We start from the raw sequence: 17,262 nt of genomic DNA on the forward strand, positions 1-17,262 counted from the left end.
CAGTCAGGCGTCCTCAATGATCAGGTCGGCGGCCCGCCAGCCCAGTGCGGAGACCGGGCCGTTGAGGTTGCCGGAGACCAGAGTGGGGAACACCGAGGCGTCGACGACGCGCAGGTTGGCCACGCCGCGCACGCGCAGCCGCGAGTCGACCACGTCGTCGTCGTTCGGGCCCATCGCGCACGTCCCGACGGCGTGGTAGCCGGCACTGCCCACGGTCAGCGCGAAGTCCTGGATCTCCTGGTCGGTGTCGACCTCGGGGCCGGGCAGGGTTTCCCGCTCGACCCGCTTGGCCAGCGGGCCGGTGCCGAACAGGCCGCGCAGGGTGCGGAAGATCGCCACCGTCGTGGTGCGGTCGTACTCGGTGTCGAGGTAGTTGGCGTCGATGTCCACCGGCGCGTCGGGATCCGCCGAGGTGATCCGCACGCTGCCCTCGCTGGTCGGCCGCAGCGCGTAGCCGATGCCCATCATGCCGGGCTCGCGTTCGATCTCCAGCGCCTTGCCCTGCTCCCGGGGCGCGATCGAGAACGGCGCGATCTGGAACTGCGCGTCCGGGCGGTCGAGGTCCGGCCGGGTCTTGAAGAACCCGACGATCTCGAACGCGGGCGCGGCGAGCACCCCGGTCTGGCTCGTCTGGTACTCGACCATCGCCGCCTGCTGGCCCTCGGGAGTGCTCAGAATCTTGTTGTAGCCGAGGTCCTCGGTGAGGCGGACCTGCATCTGGAACGCGCGGTGCTCGCGCATCCGGGCGCCGACATTCGGGCTGTCCACCACGACGTCGACACCGGCTTCGCGCAGCGTCTCGGCGGGGCCGACACCGGAGAGCTGGAGGATCTTGGGACTGGCGAGCGCACCGGCGGCGAGGATCACCTCGCGGGTGGCCGTGGCCTCGAACGCCTCGCCGTCCTGCCGCCCCAGCACGCCGACCGCGCGACCGTCCTCGATCACCACCCGGTCGACCGTCGTGTGCACGGCGACGGTGAGGTTGTCCCGCTCGGCGACCGGGTGCAGGAACGCGCCGGCCGCGCTGACCCGCAGGCCGTCGCGGATCGTGGCCATCGTGTAGCCGACGCGCTCGTCGTCGTTCTCGTTGAGGTCCTCCGCGCGCTGCCAGCCGAGCTCGCCGCCGGCGTCGATCACGTCGTCGAGCAGCGGGTCGCCCTCGGTGCGGGTGGACACCCGCAGCGGCCCGCCGGCGCCGCGGACGTCGGACGCGCCGAATGGATTGTCCTCGATCTCCTTGTAGGCGGCCAGAATGTGGTCCCAGCCCCAACCCGGGTTGCCGAGCCGCTCCAGCTCGTCGTAGTCCTCGCGGCTGCCTCGGTTGTAGACCATGCCGTTGACCGAGCTGGACCCGCCGAGCGTCTTGCCGCGCAGCCAGACCTCTGGCTCGCCCGCGGGTCCGAACGGGTGGGTCGGGTGGAACCACATGGCGTCCGGGTCGCCGAACAGTTGGGCGGCCGCGCCCGGTATGGAGATCATCGGATTGGTGTCCTGGTCACCCGCCTCGATCAGCAGCACGGAGACGTCCGGGTCCGCGGAGAGACGATTGGCCAGCGCACATCCCGCCGGCCCGGCACCCACGATGACGTAGTCGAACTCTGCCACGGAGAACTCCCGTCGTTGCTGGATCATGACCTGCCGACGTCCGGCAGGCGGCACGCTAGTACGCCTGATCGACTGGCGGTAGAACTATTTTCGAACCGCACCTGTAGTGGGTTCACACCACAGCGTTAACCCGATAGTGTGCCGACATTGATCGATCCGGGCGGTGGGTAGATCAGGTTAGGAGTCCGGTTGTGCGGCTTGCTCCCGGAAAGAGCAGCGGGCTTCGGAGCATCAGGCTGCGGATGCTCGCCATCGTGCTCATTCCGAGTGCGGCGCTGTTGATCCTCGGTGTCGGCGCGTCCGGCTACCTGGTCTATCAGGGATCCACGGCCCAGGATTGGGCCACGACCATGCGGGAAACCGCGCCACCCGGCACCCAGTTCGTCGCGGAGGTCGAGGAAGAGCGCCGGCTGAGCCTGTTCCGCCTCGGCGGGGAGCGGGCGGCCGCCGAGCCGCTCGCGGCGCAGCGACAGCGGCTCGACACGTCCCTGCTGGGCATGCAGTCGATGTCGGCCAGCTTCTCCAAGCTGAACCCGGACGCGCTGAAAGAAGGCAACGAGGCCTTCCAGAAGGTGCTCGCGATGCTCCCGACGATCCGTCAGGGAGTCGACGCGGGCCAGGCGCCTCCGATGGACGTCTACGCGTACTACAGCGGGTTGACCGAGGCCGTCCGGATGGGTGTGCAGGGCCTGGCGAAGACCGCGCCGGACCCGGTGACCGCGGTGGAGGAGTCGACCTCGGTCACCGTGTTCACCGCCGCGGACGCCATGTCCAGGGGCCACGCCCTCGCGGTCGGCGCGGTGGTCAACGGCGGGCTGTCCGTCGCGGAGTACCAGGAGTTCTCCCGGCAGGTCGGCCGCTACCGCACCACGATGGAATCCACGGTCCCGCTGCTGAGCAAGCCGCTGCAGGAGCGCTACGCCACGCTGGCCGCGAGCGACCAGTGGAAGCGGCTCGGCGAGGTGGAGAACGCGCTGCTGCTGCGCGGGCCCCGGCCGGGTCCGGCGCGCGACCTGCGGCCGTTGCCGATCAGCATTCCGGACTGGCAGGCCTCGGCGTCCCACGTGAACACCGAGCTGCTCGACATGTACTCCGAGCACCACAGCTACGCCCAGTCCGTCGCCGAGGAGACCGGCGAGCGCACCTTCGTCAACTCGCTGCTGGCCGGCGGCGGGATCCTGCTGCTCACGATCATCGCGACCTGGGTCGCCATCGTGCTGTCCAACCGGGTGGTCCGGCGGTTGAAGAAGCTGCGCGCCGAGACGCTGGAGCTGGCCGACAAGCGCCTGCCGATGATCGTCGACCGGTTGCGCGGCGGCGAGCAGATCGACGTCGCCCGCGAGGTGCCGCCACTGGACCACGGCGCGGACGAGATCGGCCAGGTCGCCGAGGCGTTCAACAAGGCCCAGCGCACCGCGGTCATCGCGGCCGCGCAGGAGGCCGAGATCCAGAACGGCGTCAAGGCGGTGTTCCTCAACATCGCCCACCGCAGCCAGGTCGTGGTGCGCCGCCAGCTCGAGGTGCTGGACAAGGCCGAACGCGAGCAGGAGGACCCCGACCAGCTCGAGTGGCTGTTCCAGCTCGACCACCTGGCCACCCGCGCGCGGCGCAACGCGGAGAACCTGATCATCCTCGGCGGGGAGCAGCCGGGTCGCCAGTGGCGCAACCCGGTGCCACTGCTGGAGATCGTGCGCAGCGCGATCGGCGAGACCGAGCAGTACCGCCGCGTGCAGACCGGCCGGCTGCCCGATCTGGCGATCTCGGGGGCCGCGGTCGCCGACCTCATCCACCTGCTCGCCGAGCTGGTGGACAACGCGACCCAGTTCTCTCCGCCGGACTCGCGGGTGGAGGTGCGCGGCAACACGGTGGGCAAGGGCGTCGTGGTCGAGATCGAGGACCAGGGCCTCGGCATCCTCACCGACATTCGCGAGGGCATCAACACCTCGCTGCAGAACCCGCCGGACTTCAGCGTGATGGCGCTGTCCGAGGAGACACAGCTGGGCCTGTTCGTGGTGTCCCAGCTGGCCGCGCGGCACGGCATCAGCGTCACGCTGGTGGACTCCGCGTACGGCGGAATCCGGGCGATCGTGCTGATTCGGTCGGCGATCATCGCGCAGGACCCGGACGAGCCGGCTCCCGCGGAGCAACCGCAGGAAGGCGCCACCGAGCGGGAGCCGGATATCCTGCGGCGGCTGCGAAGGCTGTCGGACTACTCGGCGCACGAGTACTACTCGTCGGCGGCGCCCACCCAGGTGCTGGACGCTCCGGCGACGAGCACGGGTTCGACGGAAGCCGACCCGGCGGTCCAGTGGCCGCAACAAGAGGTATCGAACGGTGCGCACCACTCCGAGGTCGCCGATCAGCGTGGCTCGGCGCCGACAGAGGTGATCACGGGTAACGGCCGCAACGGGGGCGGCGATGCCCAACGGGCCGAGGACGGGCGGCCGGAACTGCCGCGCAGGCGGCGGCAGGCCAATCTCGCGCCACAACTGGCCAGCGAAACCGAGCTACCGGTGGAGCAGAGCCAGACCCAGCCGGACGACGATGCCGACGGCGTCTCCACCGCCGAGCGTGCTCGCGACCGGATGGCGGCCTTTCAGCGGGGTACCCGGGAGGGGCGGGCGGCACCGTGAGTTGGTCGTCCGCCTGATGTTCGTCGAGTCGATCAAGACAGGGGAGCCATGGAGAACTCCGGCACGACCGATCTGAACTGGTTGCTTGACGACCTGGTCACGCGGGCGGTTGGTGCGCGACACGCGGTCGTGTTGTCCACCGACGGCCTGTGCGTCGGCCGGTCCCGCGACCTGAACAGGGAGGACAGCGAACAGCTTTCGGCGATGGCGTCGGCGTTCCAGAGCCTCGCCAGGGGCGTCGGGCGCCACTTCGAGGGCGGTGAGGTCCGGCAGACGGTCGTCGAACTGGACAACGCCTACCTCGTGGTGACCTCGGCGGGCACCGGCGCCTGCCTCGCGCTGATCGCCTCCGAGGACGCCGACATCGGCATGCTGGCCTACGAGATGAACATCATGGTCAAGAAGGTCGGCGCTTACCTTGTGGCGAAGCCGCGTGTATCCGGCTTCCACATGTGACCGCGCCCATGAAGCACGGTCGGGAGTCCTGGTACGACGACGAGGCCGGTCCGCTGGTCCGGCCCTACACCGTGACGCGCGGTCGTACCAGGTCGGGTCATGGCCTCGACCTGGACATGATCACGCTCGTGGTGAGCAACGCGTCCGGTCACACCGTGGTGGATCCGGAGTACGCGCAGATCCTGCGGATGTGTCGGTACCCGCTGTCGATCGCGGAGGTCAGCGCCAAGCTCGGGCTGCCGCTGGCGGTGATCAAGATCCTGATCGCCGACCTGATCGAGGACGGACTGCTGATCTTCCGTTCGCCCCCCTCGCCCCTGGACACGGAGACCCCGGACATGGACATCCTGCAGGCGGTACTCGATGGCATCCGTAGGCTCTGACCCGCGCACCGAGCCGGGACTCGGGACATCGGCGGTCAAGGTGCTGATCGCCGGCGGCTTCGGCGTCGGCAAGACCACGATGGTCGCCTCGGTGAGCGAGGTGGCGCCGCTGCGCACCGAGGAGCGCATCAGCGACATGGGCGGGAAGGTCGACGACCTCGGCGGCGTGGAGGGCAAGAACACCACGACGGTGGCGCTGGACTTCGGCCGCATCACGATCAACGAATCGCTGATCCTGTACCTGTTCGGCACGCCGGGCCAGGAGCGGTTCTGGTTCATGTGGGACGAGCTGTCCCTGGGCGCGCTCGGCGCGGTGGTGCTCGCCGACACCCGCAGGCTGGACCGCTGTTTCGCCGCCGTGGACTACTTCGAGCGGCGCCAGATCCCGTTCGTCCTCGCGGTCAACAACTTCTTCGGCGAGCAGCGCTACACCGTCGATGAGGTCCGCGACGCCGCCGACCTGGACTCCAACGTGCCGATCATGCAGTGCGACGTGCGCCAGCGGGAGTCCAGCAAGGTCGTCCTGTCCACCCTGCTGGAACACCTCATGACGATGGCCGCACAACGCTGACCTCCGCCAGGGCGACTGCCGAACACGCCGTGCTGTCCGAAACTTAGCGATCGCTCCGTTCATGTTTTGCGTACTTTAGCCCGCTAAAGTCCCTCGGCCACGGAGAAAGCCCAGGTCACGCAAGATCAATAGGCAGCGGTGAATCTGGTCCGGCGGTGTTTGGGGTGCTCGATCTCGTCCAGGAGTACTACCGCGAGGTCCTCGATCGAGATCGTCGACTCGCCGTTCGCGTCCACGACCAGCTCGTCGGACCCCAGCCGGTAGACGCCGGTGCGCTCGCCCGGCACCAGGTTCGCAGGCGGGCTCAGATACGTCCAGTCCACTGTGGACTCACGGAGGACCGCGTGCTGTTCGGCGCACGCGCGGGCGATGTCGGCGGCCACCTCGGGCAGGTATCTCCGGTCGTCCAGCACCAGGCCGCCGCCCGGCGCGCGCAGGGTGGCCGCGCCGCCGACGAGCAGCAGCCGGGTGCCGGACCGGGCCACGCCGGCCAGCAGCGCCTTCGCGGTCTCGACCAACTCGTGCTCGCTGCCGTCCGGCGGGCGGGTGGCGCTGATCGCGGCGTCGTGGTCCCCGGTCAGTCGGGCTACATCGTCCACAGTGGACGCATCGCCCCGGACCTCGTTGGGGTGCAACGGTTTCCGCACGACGGCGGTCACCCGGTGGCCACGGGACTCGGCTTCGGCGACGACCCGCCGGCCGACAGATCCACGTGCTCCGAAAACGACGATTCGCATGTCTTCTCCTTGGGGGTACGGGTCCGGCGGATGTTCTGTCCGACGACGGCGCCCACCGCGAGCAACGCTCCGAGGGCTTGCAGGGCGGTGAGGCTCTGGCCGAGCACGATCCAGCCCAGCGCGGTGGCCACGAGCGGGCTGAGCACGCCGAGGAACGTGACGTTGGTCGGCGAGAGCGCGCGGATGCCGCGGAACCACAGCACATAGGCGAGCGCCGCGCCGATGGTTGTCAGGTAGGTGTACCCGGCGATGTTGCCGGCGGTCAGCACCGGTGGCCCTCCCTCGACGAGCAGGGCTACCGGGAGCAGTAGCAGTCCACCCGCGACGAGCTGCCAGCTCGTGGTGGTCAGCGGCGACTCCGGCGAGGTCCACCGTTTGCTCAGCACCACGCCGAGCGCCATGGACAGCACTCCGCCGAGTGCCGCGGCCACGCCCAGGAAATCCAGCCGCGCGTCGGCCTTGAGTACCAGCAGGCCGACGCCCAGCACGCCGGCCGCACCCGCGACCAGCGTGCGGCCGGTCAGCCGCTCGCCGAGCAGCCCGACCGAGAACGCCGCGACGATCAGGGGTTGCAGCGCGCCGACGGTCGCGGCGACGCCGCCGGGCAGCCGGTAGGCCGCCACGAACAGCAGCGCCATGAAGACGGCCATGTTGAGCGCGCCGAGTACCAGCGCGCGCCACCACCACACCCCGCGCGGCAGCCGTCGCGTGAACGCGAGCAGCAGCAGACCGGCCGGCAGGGTGCGCAGGAGCGCGGCGAGCAGCGGCCGGTCGGGCGGCAGGAGTTCGGTGGTGACCAGGTAGGTGGAGCCCCACACGGCGGGCGCCACCGCGGTGACCAGCAGCACGGTCGTTCGATTGCTTAGCACTAAACTAATGTACCTCAGCGCTAAACTAGTTTGTCAAGATGTCTTACCGCTAAACTGTTCGCGTGGCGGATCACGTTGACATGGTGTTGCGGCAGTGGGCGGACGAGCGGCCAGACCTGGACGCCTCGCCGATGGCGATCGTGGGCCGGCTGAGCAGGCTGTCCCGCATGGTCGACAACGCGTTGACCGACTACTTCGCCGAGCATGGGCTGGACCGGGCGTCCGTCGACGTGCTGTTCACCCTGCGCCGCAGCGGCTCGCCGTACCGGCTGACACCGTCGGAGCTGACGCGCTCCTCGATGGTCACGTCCGGCGCGATCACCCAGCGGCTCGACCGGCTGGAGGCGCGCGGGCTGATCGCCAGGAGGCGCAGCGAGGCCGACGGTCGCGGTGTGGTCGTCGCGCTCACCGACGAAGGGCACGAGCTGACCGAGGCGGTGCTGCCCGGGCACCTCGACAACGAGCGCAGGCTGTTCGACGCGCTCACTCCCAGCCAGCGTGACACGTTCGCTCGAACGCTGCGCAAAGTGCTGGAATCGTTGGGGGACAAGACGGATTGACTTCTAGTTAGCTAGAGGTTCTACCGTTGTGATCATGACTGTTGTACTGCTTGGCAGAGAGCCGAAAGTCGTCAAGAGTGTCGGGTCCGAACTGCGTGCGCGAGGCTTCTCCGTCGTCGAGTGCACGGGTGACGACGAGGCCGTGGCCGCCGTCGATTCCGGCGACGCCACCGCCATCGTGATCGGTGGCGGCGTCGAACCGGCGAGCCGCGAGCGGGTCACCTCGGCCGCGCGGGCGCACGGCGTCGCGGTGGTGGCCGGTCGGCGCGGCGACGGTCCGCTGGCCACCTACGTCGACGAGGTGCTGGTGCCCGAGCTGCGCGAGGTCAGCGCGGCATAACGCTGCTTCGCCTGTCCGCGCGACGAGCGGGATTAAGCCCGCTGAAACCTCTTCACGTCCAGCGCGCCCGTGGCGCTAGATGCGGGGATGAATCGGGCAAACAACCACAACTCGGGCCGCCAAGCGGGAATGAGCCCGCTGAATCCCGTCCGTGGAGCGGGATTGAGCCCGCTGAATCCCGCTCGCGTTCGGCGTGCGGTTGGCGAGGTCAGTGCGGGGTGAGGCTGTTTCGCCTGTCCCGCACGGCATTTCGGGTGTCCTCGCCGACCAGATCGGCGTTGATCATCGCGGCCGCCTTGGCACCCCCGGCGGCGGCGGTGATCACCTGCGCGCTGGGATCGGTGACGTTGCCGGCGACCCACACGCCCGGCACGCTGGTGCGGCCGGTCTCGTCCGAGGCGACGTAGCTGCCGCCCCACGGGTGCTCGGTCGTGGTGATCCCGAGCCCGGCGAGCACGCCGGCGCGGGCCACGAATTTCGGCGTGACGAACAGCGCGCGCAGGCCGATCACCTCGCCGGTGCGCAGCCGCACGCCGGCCAGCTCGTCGGCCACCACCTCCAGCCCGGCCACCTCGCCGTCGACCACGGAGATGTCGCGCGCGGCGAACTGCTCCCACTCCTCGTCGGTGGGCTCGGCGCCGGTGTGCAGCAGCAGCGTGACGTGCGGGGTCCACTGGCGAACCAGCGTCGTCACGTGCATCGCGTTCGGAGTCGTGGCGAGCACGGCCACCGGCTGATCGCGGATCTCCCAGCCGTGGCAGTACGGGCAGTGCAGCACGTCCCGGCCCCACCGATCGCGCAGACCGTCGAGGTCGGGCAGCTCGTCGGTCAGCCCGGTGGTGACCAGCAGCCGGCGCGCTCGCACGGTGCGATTCTCAAGGGAGACAACGAATTCGTCGCCGTCGGCGATCGCGGAGGTCACTTCGGCGGTGACGATCTCGCCGCCGTAGCCGCGCACCTCGTCGCGGCCGATCTCGAGCAGTTCGCGCGGGGGCAGGCCGTCGCGGGACAGAAAGCCGTGCAGGTGCGCGGCCGGTGCGTTGCGCGGCTCGCCGGAGTCCACGACCAGCACCGAGCGCCTTGCCCTGGTGAGCATGAGCGCGGCGTTCAGTCCGGCCGCGCCACCACCGATGATCACTACGTCGTATGTCATGCCGCCACGGTGCGCCTTCCCGCCGCGAACTGGCAAACCACGTTGCCGATCTGGCAAACTGGACGCCATGGCGGAGGAAATGGACGAGGTGCTCACCGCGGTCGGCCCTCGGCTGCGGGAACTGCGCCGGCGCGCTGGCGCCACCCTGGCGTCGCTGTCGGAGATCACCGGGATCTCGGTGAGCACGCTGTCCCGGCTGGAGTCGGGTGAGCGCAAGCCGAGCCTGGAGCTGTTGCTACCGCTCGCGCGGGTGCACCGGGTGCCGCTGGACGAACTGGTCGGCGCACCGGAGACGGGCGACCCTCGGGTGCACGCGCGGCCGATCCGCCGCGACGGGCGCACCTACCTTCCGCTGACCAGGCGGCCGGGCGGCGTGCAGGCGTACAAGCTGATCCTGCCCCCGGGCGAAGGAGAGCCGGACCCGCGCGTGCACGAGGGCTACGAGTGGTTCTACGTGCTCAACGGGCGGGTGCGCCTGGTACTCGGCGAGCGCGAGACCGTGCTGAAACCGGGTGAGGCGGCCGAGTTCGACACGCATGTGCCCCACTGGTTCGCCGCCGCGGACTCGCGACCCGCCGAGATCCTGTCACTGTTCGGGCCGCAGGGAGAGCGGCTGCACGTGCGGGCCCGTACTACCTGATCAGGGCTTCGTGCCGCCGTCGCCCTTCTTGTCGGTGAGCAGCGCCGTGATCCTCTCGATGCCCTTGCGCATGTCGGACATCTCGCCGTGGACCTGCGTGAAGCCCTCGCGCATCTCGCTCCGCAAGGACCTGATCTCGGCACCATGCTGGACCAGCGTTTGGCCTTGTTGGACCTGGGTTTCGCGGAGGGCGCTGATGTCGACGCCTTGTTGGACCTGGGTTTCGCGGAGGGCGCTGATGTCGACGCCTTGTTGGACCTGGGTTTCGCGGAGGGCGCTGATGTCGACGCCTTGTTCGATCTGGGTTTCGCGGAGGGCGCTGATGTCGACGCCTTGCTGGACCTGGGTTTCGCGGAGGGCGCTGATGTCGACGCCTTGCTGGACCTGGGTTTCGCGGAGGGCGCTGATGTCGACGCCTTGTTCGACCTGGGTTTGACGGAGGGCCTTGATCTCCAGGCCGTGCTCGATCTGGACCGTGCGCAGGGTGGTGATCTCGACGCCGTGCTCAGTCTGGGTCTGGCGGATGGCGGTGATGTCGCGCCCGTGGTCGATCTGGATCTGGCGGATGGCGGTGATGTCGCGGCCGTGGTCGATCTGGGTTTCGCGGAGCGCGTTCAGAGATCCGGTGTGGGCGCGCAACTGCTGCTGGACGTCGCCCACGTCTTCGTGGGCCGTGGCGGCCAGGAATCGGGCGGCTATCGCGTGGTCGCGCGCCTCCGCCACTTGGCGTCGGATGCCCTCGTACTTGCTCATGATCTCCCCATGGGGTCGGTGCCTGTGCTGACGAGGCCATCTTCACCAGGAAGCCGGATTACGCCAAATGGCCTATCCACAGGCCGAAGTTATCCACAGGAAGGCATGGGCCCCTTGACAGAGGTGATCAGCGCGGTCACGGTCACGGGCTCGACGGCCATCACCACGTGGGGGTTCTTCGAGTCACGGAACAGCGCGCCGGCGGCGGGCCAGGCCAGCTCGACACAGTCGGTCTGATTGGCGCTGTAGGTGCTCTTGCGCCAGGTGAGCCGGTCGTGATCAGGCGTGGTCATCGTGCTCCTCTCACGGGGCGCCCAGCTCGCTCGCCAGGCTGGCGATCCACTCCCTCGATTGTTCCGGGTCCAGCGCGACGGTGTCGAGCCTTGCCAGGATCTTCTGGTAGGAGGCGACGGTCTCCTTGCGTTCGGGGAACACGCTGGTGTTCTCGTTCTCCAGGTGCAGCACCGGGTTGATCTCGGTGAACTCCATCAGCACGAAGGGCGTCGCGATGGCGGCGTGGAAGCCGACCTCGTCCGGGATCACCCGAATGACGACGCGCGGGCGCACCGACAGCCGCAGCAGGTGGTGCAACTGGTCCGATTTGATCTCAGGCCCGGGGCCGGTGCGGCTCAGCGCGTACTCGTCGACGAAGAACCGGCACAGCGGAGCGCGGCGGCGGTCCAGGATCTCCTGACGGTGCAGCCGTGCTTCGATCCGCTCGTCGATCTCGTCGGGCGGAATGGTCACCGATTCGGCCATGATCGCCCGGCTGTAGTCGGGGATCTGCAGCAGGCCAGGTATGAGATGGCCGTGGTAGGCGTTGATCGCCGCCGCCGCGTCCTCGTGATCGATCAACGTACGGAGTTCAGCCGGCAGGCGGTCGCCGAACTCCTGCAACCAGCCCGGCTCGTGCGCCCGCCGGTTCAGTTCCAGCAGCCGTTCGCGCTCCTCGCCGACGATGTCGCACATGGTCAGCAGCGACGACACGTCCGCTTCGCTCACCCCGCGTGTCGCGCGCAGGATGTGGCTGATCTTGCTCGGCGACCAGCGCATGCGGCGGGCCACCTCCTTGCTCTCCAGTCCGCGCTCGCGAAGCGCACGACGCAGCGCCAGCCCCAGTTCACGCATCCGGACCGTGGATTCCTTGTCGCCCATGGCTTTCCCCTCCTTTAGGTGCCACCACGTTATGGCGGTCGGCCGCCGTGCACCGGCGCGGCGCGCGCGAATTCCCCCTATCGGAGCTGGAAGCACCTCAGGTAACCCGGTCGAGTAGACGTGCCGAACTCCGACAGACGGGACACCACATGCTCGAGCACGACCAGAACCTGTTGGTACGCTTCACAAAGCTCGCCAACGAAGTGTCCACATTGGACACACGGGCGGCCCGCGATCTGGCGCGCGAGCTGTCCCAGGCGCTCGGGTGGACCAACGCGTCGGAGCAGGCGTGCCGGATGCGGCGGCTCGCACTGTGCATGCTCGACCTGGCGCTGGAGTTCCAGGACCGCGCCGCCGACCTGGACCGCGTGATCATCGACATGCCCGTAGGCTGCCCGCGTGGGGCGATTGATCGTGATCGAAGGGCTTGACGGCGCCGGCAAGCGGACCATGTCCGACGGGCTGACCGGTGCGCTGGAGCGTCGTGGCGCGCGCGTGGTGCGCCGGGCGTTCCCGCGCTATGACGAGGACGTGCACGCGGCGTTGATCAAGGACGCGTTGCACGGGCGGCTCGGTGATCTCGGCGAGTCGGCGCACGGTATGGCTGTACTTTTCGCGCTGGATCGCTTGGGCGCCAAGGAAAAGCTGGCCGCGGACCGGGCCTCGGCCGACGTCGTGCTGCTCGACCGCTACATCGCCTCCAACGCGGCTTACCTCGCCGCACGGCTGCGGCAGAGTGCCGCCGGCGAGGGCGTGACCTGGGTGCGTGAGCTGGAGATCGACCGCTTCGGCATTCCCGTGCCGGACGCGCAGATCCTGCTCCGGGTGCCGTCCGACGTGGCCGCCGCCCGGGCCGAGCGCCGCGCTCGCGAAGAGACTGATCGCGAGCGGGACACCTGGGAGTCGGACGGCGGCCTGCAGGCGCGCGTCGAGGTCGTCTACGAGGACCTGGCCGCCGCGTCCTGGCTGTCCCCGTGGCAGGTCGTCGACGGACTGTCCACAGTCGATTTCGACGCCCTCACGGTGACCCTTCTCGGCGGCTCACCGGGATAACCCAATTAGTTGGTGATGAGCCACAAATGCCACGGCACGTTTGGCGCGGGTGCCCCGCCTGGCTCGTAAAGGCAGCTGAAGTTGTCGTACCAGCCGTTGTTCACTTGCCAAATGCCCTGGTTAACGCACGTGTCGGAGTCCTTATACCACCCGCCGGACGTGCTCCCGGCCGGCCCGACGTCGTTCGAGGTCGCCGCGCTCGCCGGGGCCGCGAAAGCCACGGAGCCGACGACCGCCACCGCGGCCAGTACGCCCGCGAAAGTCTTGCTTGTCATGTATTCCAACCTTCGGTCAATGGCACAACAAATGACCACAGATCGGCTATGTCAATGACCCCGCCCCAGATCCCCATTGACCGACACCGAAAACGAGGCCAGTCATGCTGCGCTACAAGGAAATGGTTACACCTCGACTACTACCCACGATTCGGCACGCTGTCAAGGCGAGCGTGCCGCCGTCCGACGGCCGGTCTGGAGTGACCGCCGCCGAGCTTGATCGGCTGGCGCTGATCCGGTAACTCGCGTGGTGCTGGATGTGGACGGCGCTGCGAATGCTCGAGTCGTTGGGGGATCAGAGGTGCACCGCGCAGGTGTGGCTGCGTATCGGCCGTGCCCAGGTGGGCGATGCACAGCGCGGGACTCACGGGTGCAGAGCGCGGGACTCGCGCGTTCACGACACGCGCGAGGCGGGAAGATCGCGTCACGCGTGCTGGTAGTGGATGACGATCCGGCTCTCGCCGAGATGCTGACGATCGTGTTGCGAGGCGAGGGGTTCGACACCGCGGTGGTCGGCGACGGCTCGCGATCTGGCGCGTGAGCTGTCCCAGGCGCTCGGGTGGACCAACGCGTCGGAGCAGGCGTGCCGGATGCGGCGGCTGGCACTGTCCATGCTGGACTTGGCGCTGGAGTTCCAGGACCGCGCCGGCAAGCGGACATGTCCGACGGGTTGACCGGTGCGCTGGAGCGTCGTGGCGCGCGCGTGGTGCGGCGGGCGTTCCCGCGTTACACCGAGGACGTGCACGCCGCGTTGATCAAGGACGCGCTGCACGGGCGGCTCGGCGAGTCGGCGCACGGTATGGCTGTACTCTTCGCGCTGGATCGCTTGGGCGCCAAGGAAAAGCTGGCCGCGGACCTGGCCTCGGCCGACGTGCTGCTGCTCGACCGCTACATCGCCTCCAACGCCGCCTACCTGGCCGCACGGCTGCGGCAGAGCGCCGCCGGCGAGGGCGTGACCTGGGTGCGTGAGCTGGAGATCGACCGGTTCGGCATTCCCGTGCCGGACGCGCAGATCCTGTTGCGGGTGCCGTCCGACGTGGCAGGTCGTAGACGGACTGTCCACAGTAGACTTCGACACCCTCGTGGCGACTCTTCTCGGCGGCTCGCCAGCCCGGCGGTCAGAGTAGTCCACCCATTTTACGATAACGCGGCGCGGTAATCACTACTGCGAATGAGTGCACTGTCGCGCGTCTTTTGAGTATCATCGAAGTGGTTGTCCGGCATATGCCTGATGGGGTACCATTTTGGTGGGGAGATGCGGATCCATCTGGGGTGATTACTACTCGTCCTGGTGCGACTGCCAGGCGTTACGCCGGTCTGGGGAAATAGTTTCACGTGTTTGAGATGGCTTCGTCGAACGCGCCGGCGTGCCTATCTGCTGGGGGAGATCGAATTGGGTGACACGCATTCTGATTGTGACGTTTATTCGGATTCCAATGCGCTCGTTCGGGTGGCATTGATCGAAGAGGATCCGTTGTACCGTTCCGCCGTTCGCCGGGTGGTCGAGGACGCTGGAGCCGTGACCGTCGTCGGCGAGGCGGCCAGCGTCGACGAGTTCGCCGCAGGCCAGTCATCCGGCGGGCACATCGACGTCGCGGTGATCGGCATGTACGACATCACGGCGTGCATCGCGGCGGTCCAGGCACTCACCGATGGTGGCGTGACGACCAACGGCTCGACGCCGCGCGGCGTCCTCGTCATGGCGCCGCGGTACTCCGACGACGCGCTGCTGAGCGTGCTGCGCGCGGGCGCCCGCGGCTACGTGATCAAGGGCGGATCGCACCGAGAACTGCTGCTCGGGCTGCGCGTGGTCGCGGACGGCGGCGCGATGTTCGGCTCCGCGGTCGCGGGCAGGCTCGGCGGTTACCTCGCCGAACCGCGCGACCACGACGGCCAGCACCCGTTCCCGGCGCTGACCGCGCGGGAGCGGCAGGTCCTCGAGTTGATCGCGAAGGGGCACAGCAACAGGAGGATCGCCCGCGCGCTCGTGCTGTCCGAGAAGACCGTGCGCAACCACGTGACCCGGCTGTACCGCAAGCTGGACGTCACCGACAGAATCGCCGCCGCCACTCGCGCCCGCGACAACGGAATCAGTTAGCGCGCAGGCGAGATCAGGCCGGTTTCGTACGCGATGATCACCAGCTGGATCCGGTCCCGCGCGTCCAGCTTGTCGAGCAGGTGGGCCAGGTGCGTCTTCACCGTCGCCGTGCTCACGTGCAGATGCCTGGCGATCTCCGGATTCGACAGGCCCTTGGCGACCAGCACGAGCACCTCGCGCTCGCGCGCGGTCAGCCCGCTCAGTTCCGACGGCACCACTGTCGCCGGCTCCGGGCGGCGACAGAACTCGGTGATCAGCCGGCGGGTCACGGCCGGTGCGAGCAGGCTCTCGCCGTCTGCCACCACCGACACCGCGCGCAGCAGATCGGCCGGCGGGATGTCCTTGAGCAGGAACCCGCTCGCGCCCGCGCGCAGAGCGGCGAACACATAGGCGTCCAGGTCGAACATGGTCAAGATCAGCACCTTGACCGCGCTGGTCGCCTCGCCGTCACACAGCGCCTTGGTCGCCTCGATGCCGTCCATCTCCGGCATCCGCACGTCCATCAGCACCACATCGGGCTTGTGCTCACGCGCCGCGTCGACCGCCGTGCGGCCGTTGTCCGCCTCGGCGACGACCGTGAAGCCGGGCTCGGAGTCGATCAACAGCCGGAAACTCCCGCGCAGCAGCGCCTGATCGTCGGCGACCAGGACGCGGATCGGATCACTCACGAATCCCCCCGCTGGAAGGGAAGCCGCGCGGACACCGCGAACCCGCCGTCGGGTGACGGGCCCGCGTCGAACGTGCCGCCGTAGAGCGCGACCCGCTCCCGCATGCCGATCAAGCCGTGCCCCGCCGTGCTCCCGCCGCGATCGGGGGCGCGGCGAGGACCATGGCCGGCGGCGCCCCCGTCCACCACGTCGATGCACAGCTTGCCGCCACTGTCGGTGACCGTCACCGTGCACGTGGTCGGCGCGGCGTGCTTGATCACGTTGGTGAGCGCCTCCTGCACGATCCGGTACGCCGAGCGGTCGACCCCCTCCGGCAGGTGGACACCGACCCGGGAGTCGATGTCCACCCTCACACCGGCCATCGACGCCCGCTCCACCAGCTCGGGCAGGCGTTCCAAACCGTGCCCTGGCCGGCGGTCGGCCGCCGCCTCCTCGTCCTCGCTGCGCAACACCCCCAGCATGTTGCGCATCTCGGCGAGTGCACTGCGGCTGGCCGACTCGATGTCGCGCAGGGCCGCGCTCGCCTCGTCCGGCCGGCGGGCCAGCACGTGGTTGGCGACTCCGGCCTTCACGGCGATCAACCCGACCTCGTGCGCGACGATGTCGTGCAGTTCGCGGGCGATCCGCAGGCGCTCCTCGGCGACCGCGCTCGCCGCGACCTCGCGGACCGAGCGCGCGGCGTACGCCCGGCGCTCGTGCATCGCCCGCCCGGCCGTCCACGCCGCGCCGGCCAGGGCGGCGCCGACCACGTGCGTCGCCACGGTGCTCGCCTGCCAACTCGACGAGCCCACCATCAGCCCGCCGGCCAGGACGATCACGCTGGTCAGGCCGATCAACGAGGTCGGAATCCAGCGCGACGCCGGCACCGTGGCGCCGACCAGGTACAGGGCGAACGCCGTCGCCAGGAACGGCTCGCGGAGCACGCCGAGCGCGGCGGCGAGGACCGACGCGGCGGCCACCACCACGAGAACCGGCACCGGCCACCGCCGGCGGAACGCGACCGGTAGCCCCATGATCGCCGCGACGCCGAGGCGCACCGGCACCGGGACGGCGCCTATCTGCTGGTAGTTCGAGATCACGAAGAACACCGCGGTGAAGGTGACCGCGGCGATACGGTCGAGGACGACGAGCTCGCGCCGGCTCAGGCGCCTGGTGAACACCTGGTGCCGTGCGGACTCGACCACGCGGCCACCGTACTGCGGTTGATCTGGCCCGGCATCGGCCGCGAGAACGTCATCCTCGCGGATGATGCCGCGCGCCGGCGTCGGTTGCGGGAGCGAGGCGGGAAATCGGGTCGCCGGCCGATGTCGCGC

21 protein-coding genes and 1 pseudogene are annotated in these 17,262 nt (G+C 69.1%); 12 read left to right on the forward strand and 10 right to left on the reverse strand.

Going from position 1 to position 17,262, the window contains the following annotated elements:
* Positions 1-3: 3 nt before the first annotated feature.
* Positions 4-1,605, reverse strand: coding sequence for a GMC family oxidoreductase (locus EV193_RS25420; RefSeq protein ID WP_130347229.1), 1,602 nt, complete (start codon positions 1,603-1,605; stop codon positions 4-6).
* Positions 1,606-1,796: 191 nt separating this feature from the next.
* On the opposite strand from EV193_RS25420, the gene EV193_RS25425 reads away from it, so the two are divergent.
* The 4 genes from EV193_RS25425 to EV193_RS25440 are packed head-to-tail and all read left to right on the forward strand — an operon-like array spanning position 1,797 to position 5,648.
* Positions 1,797-4,238, forward strand: coding sequence for a sensor histidine kinase (locus EV193_RS25425; RefSeq protein ID WP_130347231.1), 2,442 nt, complete (start codon positions 1,797-1,799; stop codon positions 4,236-4,238).
* A 48-nt stretch (positions 4,239-4,286) separates the two neighbouring features.
* Complete coding sequence (locus tag EV193_RS25430; protein ID WP_130347233.1) at positions 4,287-4,694, forward strand: roadblock/LC7 domain-containing protein; 408 nt, start codon at positions 4,287-4,289, stop codon at positions 4,692-4,694.
* Between the two features lie 8 nt (positions 4,695-4,702).
* Positions 4,703-5,077 (forward strand): DUF742 domain-containing protein, encoded by a 375-nt coding sequence (locus tag EV193_RS25435; protein WP_130347235.1) that lies wholly within the window; start codon positions 4,703-4,705, stop codon positions 5,075-5,077.
* Positions 5,058-5,648 (forward strand): GTP-binding protein, encoded by a 591-nt coding sequence (locus EV193_RS25440; RefSeq protein ID WP_130347237.1) that lies wholly within the window; start codon positions 5,058-5,060, stop codon positions 5,646-5,648. Before EV193_RS25435 ends, EV193_RS25440 begins: the two co-directional genes overlap by 20 nt.
* Before the next feature lie 125 nt (positions 5,649-5,773).
* On the opposite strand, the gene EV193_RS25445 is transcribed toward EV193_RS25440, so the two are convergent.
* Positions 5,774-6,307 carry an NAD(P)-dependent oxidoreductase gene (locus EV193_RS25445; RefSeq protein ID WP_242613660.1) on the reverse strand — a complete coding sequence of 178 codons (534 nt, stop codon included), beginning with the start codon at positions 6,305-6,307 and terminating at the stop codon, positions 5,774-5,776.
* Positions 6,304-7,254 (reverse strand): EamA family transporter, encoded by a 951-nt coding sequence (locus EV193_RS25450; protein ID WP_130347241.1) that lies wholly within the window; start codon positions 7,252-7,254, stop codon positions 6,304-6,306. Before EV193_RS25450 ends, EV193_RS25445 begins: the two co-directional genes overlap by 4 nt.
* A 62-nt stretch (positions 7,255-7,316) precedes the next feature.
* Here EV193_RS25450 and EV193_RS25455 point away from each other — a divergent pair, with 62 nt between their 5' ends.
* Positions 7,317-7,814 (forward strand): MarR family winged helix-turn-helix transcriptional regulator, encoded by a 498-nt coding sequence (locus EV193_RS25455; protein ID WP_130347243.1) that lies wholly within the window; start codon positions 7,317-7,319, stop codon positions 7,812-7,814.
* A gap of 34 nt (positions 7,815-7,848) precedes the next feature.
* The gene (locus EV193_RS25460; protein ID WP_130347245.1) at positions 7,849-8,154 is read left to right on the forward strand and encodes a hypothetical protein; all 306 of its coding nucleotides are present in this window, start codon (positions 7,849-7,851) and stop codon (positions 8,152-8,154) included.
* Between the two features lie 208 nt (positions 8,155-8,362).
* On the opposite strand, the gene EV193_RS25465 is transcribed toward EV193_RS25460, so the two are convergent.
* The gene (locus EV193_RS25465) at positions 8,363-9,307 is read right to left on the reverse strand and encodes an NAD(P)/FAD-dependent oxidoreductase (protein WP_130347247.1); all 945 of its coding nucleotides are present in this window, start codon (positions 9,305-9,307) and stop codon (positions 8,363-8,365) included.
* A 67-nt stretch (positions 9,308-9,374) separates the two neighbouring features.
* Between EV193_RS25465 and EV193_RS25470 the strand changes: the two genes are divergently transcribed.
* Positions 9,375-9,947, forward strand: a complete 573-nt coding sequence (locus EV193_RS25470) for a helix-turn-helix domain-containing protein (protein WP_130347249.1) — start codon at positions 9,375-9,377, stop codon at positions 9,945-9,947.
* Here EV193_RS25470 and EV193_RS25475 read toward each other — a convergent pair whose 3' ends face one another.
* The 3 genes from EV193_RS25475 to EV193_RS25485 form a co-directional block, all read right to left on the reverse strand.
* Complete coding sequence (locus EV193_RS25475; protein WP_130347251.1) at positions 9,948-10,700, reverse strand: hypothetical protein; 753 nt, start codon at positions 10,698-10,700, stop codon at positions 9,948-9,950. It lies immediately after the preceding gene.
* 89 nt (positions 10,701-10,789) lie between these two features.
* On the reverse strand, positions 10,790-10,993 hold the full coding sequence (locus EV193_RS25480) for a DUF397 domain-containing protein (RefSeq protein WP_130347253.1): 204 nt from the start codon (positions 10,991-10,993) through the stop codon (positions 10,790-10,792).
* Between the two features lie 10 nt (positions 10,994-11,003).
* Positions 11,004-11,855 (reverse strand): helix-turn-helix domain-containing protein, encoded by an 852-nt coding sequence (locus EV193_RS25485; protein ID WP_130347255.1) that lies wholly within the window; start codon positions 11,853-11,855, stop codon positions 11,004-11,006.
* Positions 11,856-12,004: 149 nt separating this feature from the next.
* Between EV193_RS25485 and EV193_RS25490 the strand changes: the two genes are divergently transcribed.
* The gene (locus EV193_RS25490) at positions 12,005-12,286 is read left to right on the forward strand and encodes a hypothetical protein (RefSeq protein ID WP_130347257.1); all 282 of its coding nucleotides are present in this window, start codon (positions 12,005-12,007) and stop codon (positions 12,284-12,286) included.
* Positions 12,255-12,908 (forward strand): dTMP kinase, encoded by a 654-nt coding sequence (locus EV193_RS25495; RefSeq protein WP_130347258.1) that lies wholly within the window; start codon positions 12,255-12,257, stop codon positions 12,906-12,908. Before EV193_RS25490 ends, EV193_RS25495 begins: the two co-directional genes overlap by 32 nt.
* A 5-nt stretch (positions 12,909-12,913) precedes the next feature.
* Here the strand turns inward: EV193_RS25495 and EV193_RS25500 are convergent, their stop codons facing one another.
* Complete coding sequence (locus tag EV193_RS25500) at positions 12,914-13,183, reverse strand: hypothetical protein (protein ID WP_130347259.1); 270 nt, start codon at positions 13,181-13,183, stop codon at positions 12,914-12,916.
* Positions 13,184-13,601: 418 nt separating this feature from the next.
* On the opposite strand from EV193_RS25500, the pseudogene EV193_RS25505 reads away from it, so the two are divergent.
* From EV193_RS25505 to EV193_RS25515, 3 genes and pseudogenes are all read left to right on the forward strand, one after another.
* Positions 13,602-13,715, forward strand: a pseudogene (locus EV193_RS25505) (DNA-binding response regulator); the annotation flags it as partial.
* 126 nt (positions 13,716-13,841) lie between these two features.
* Positions 13,842-14,342, forward strand: a complete 501-nt coding sequence (locus EV193_RS25510) for a nucleoside/nucleotide kinase family protein (protein WP_165401503.1) — start codon at positions 13,842-13,844, stop codon at positions 14,340-14,342.
* Between the two features lie 291 nt (positions 14,343-14,633).
* Positions 14,634-15,281 carry a LuxR C-terminal-related transcriptional regulator gene (locus tag EV193_RS25515; protein WP_130347261.1) on the forward strand — a complete coding sequence of 216 codons (648 nt, stop codon included), beginning with the start codon at positions 14,634-14,636 and terminating at the stop codon, positions 15,279-15,281.
* Here EV193_RS25515 and EV193_RS25520 read toward each other — a convergent pair.
* Complete coding sequence (locus EV193_RS25520) at positions 15,278-15,949, reverse strand: response regulator (RefSeq protein WP_130347263.1); 672 nt, start codon at positions 15,947-15,949, stop codon at positions 15,278-15,280. The two genes, EV193_RS25515 and EV193_RS25520, sit on opposite strands and share 4 nt — an antisense overlap.
* Positions 15,946-17,133, reverse strand: coding sequence for a sensor histidine kinase (locus EV193_RS25525; protein ID WP_207222801.1), 1,188 nt, complete (start codon positions 17,131-17,133; stop codon positions 15,946-15,948). The genes EV193_RS25520 and EV193_RS25525 overlap by 4 nt, the downstream gene beginning before the upstream one ends.
* Positions 17,134-17,262 lie beyond the last annotated feature (129 nt).

This window comes from Herbihabitans rhizosphaerae (assembly GCF_004216555.1).
Classification (GTDB): Bacteria; Actinomycetota; Actinomycetes; order Mycobacteriales; family Pseudonocardiaceae; genus Herbihabitans; species Herbihabitans rhizosphaerae.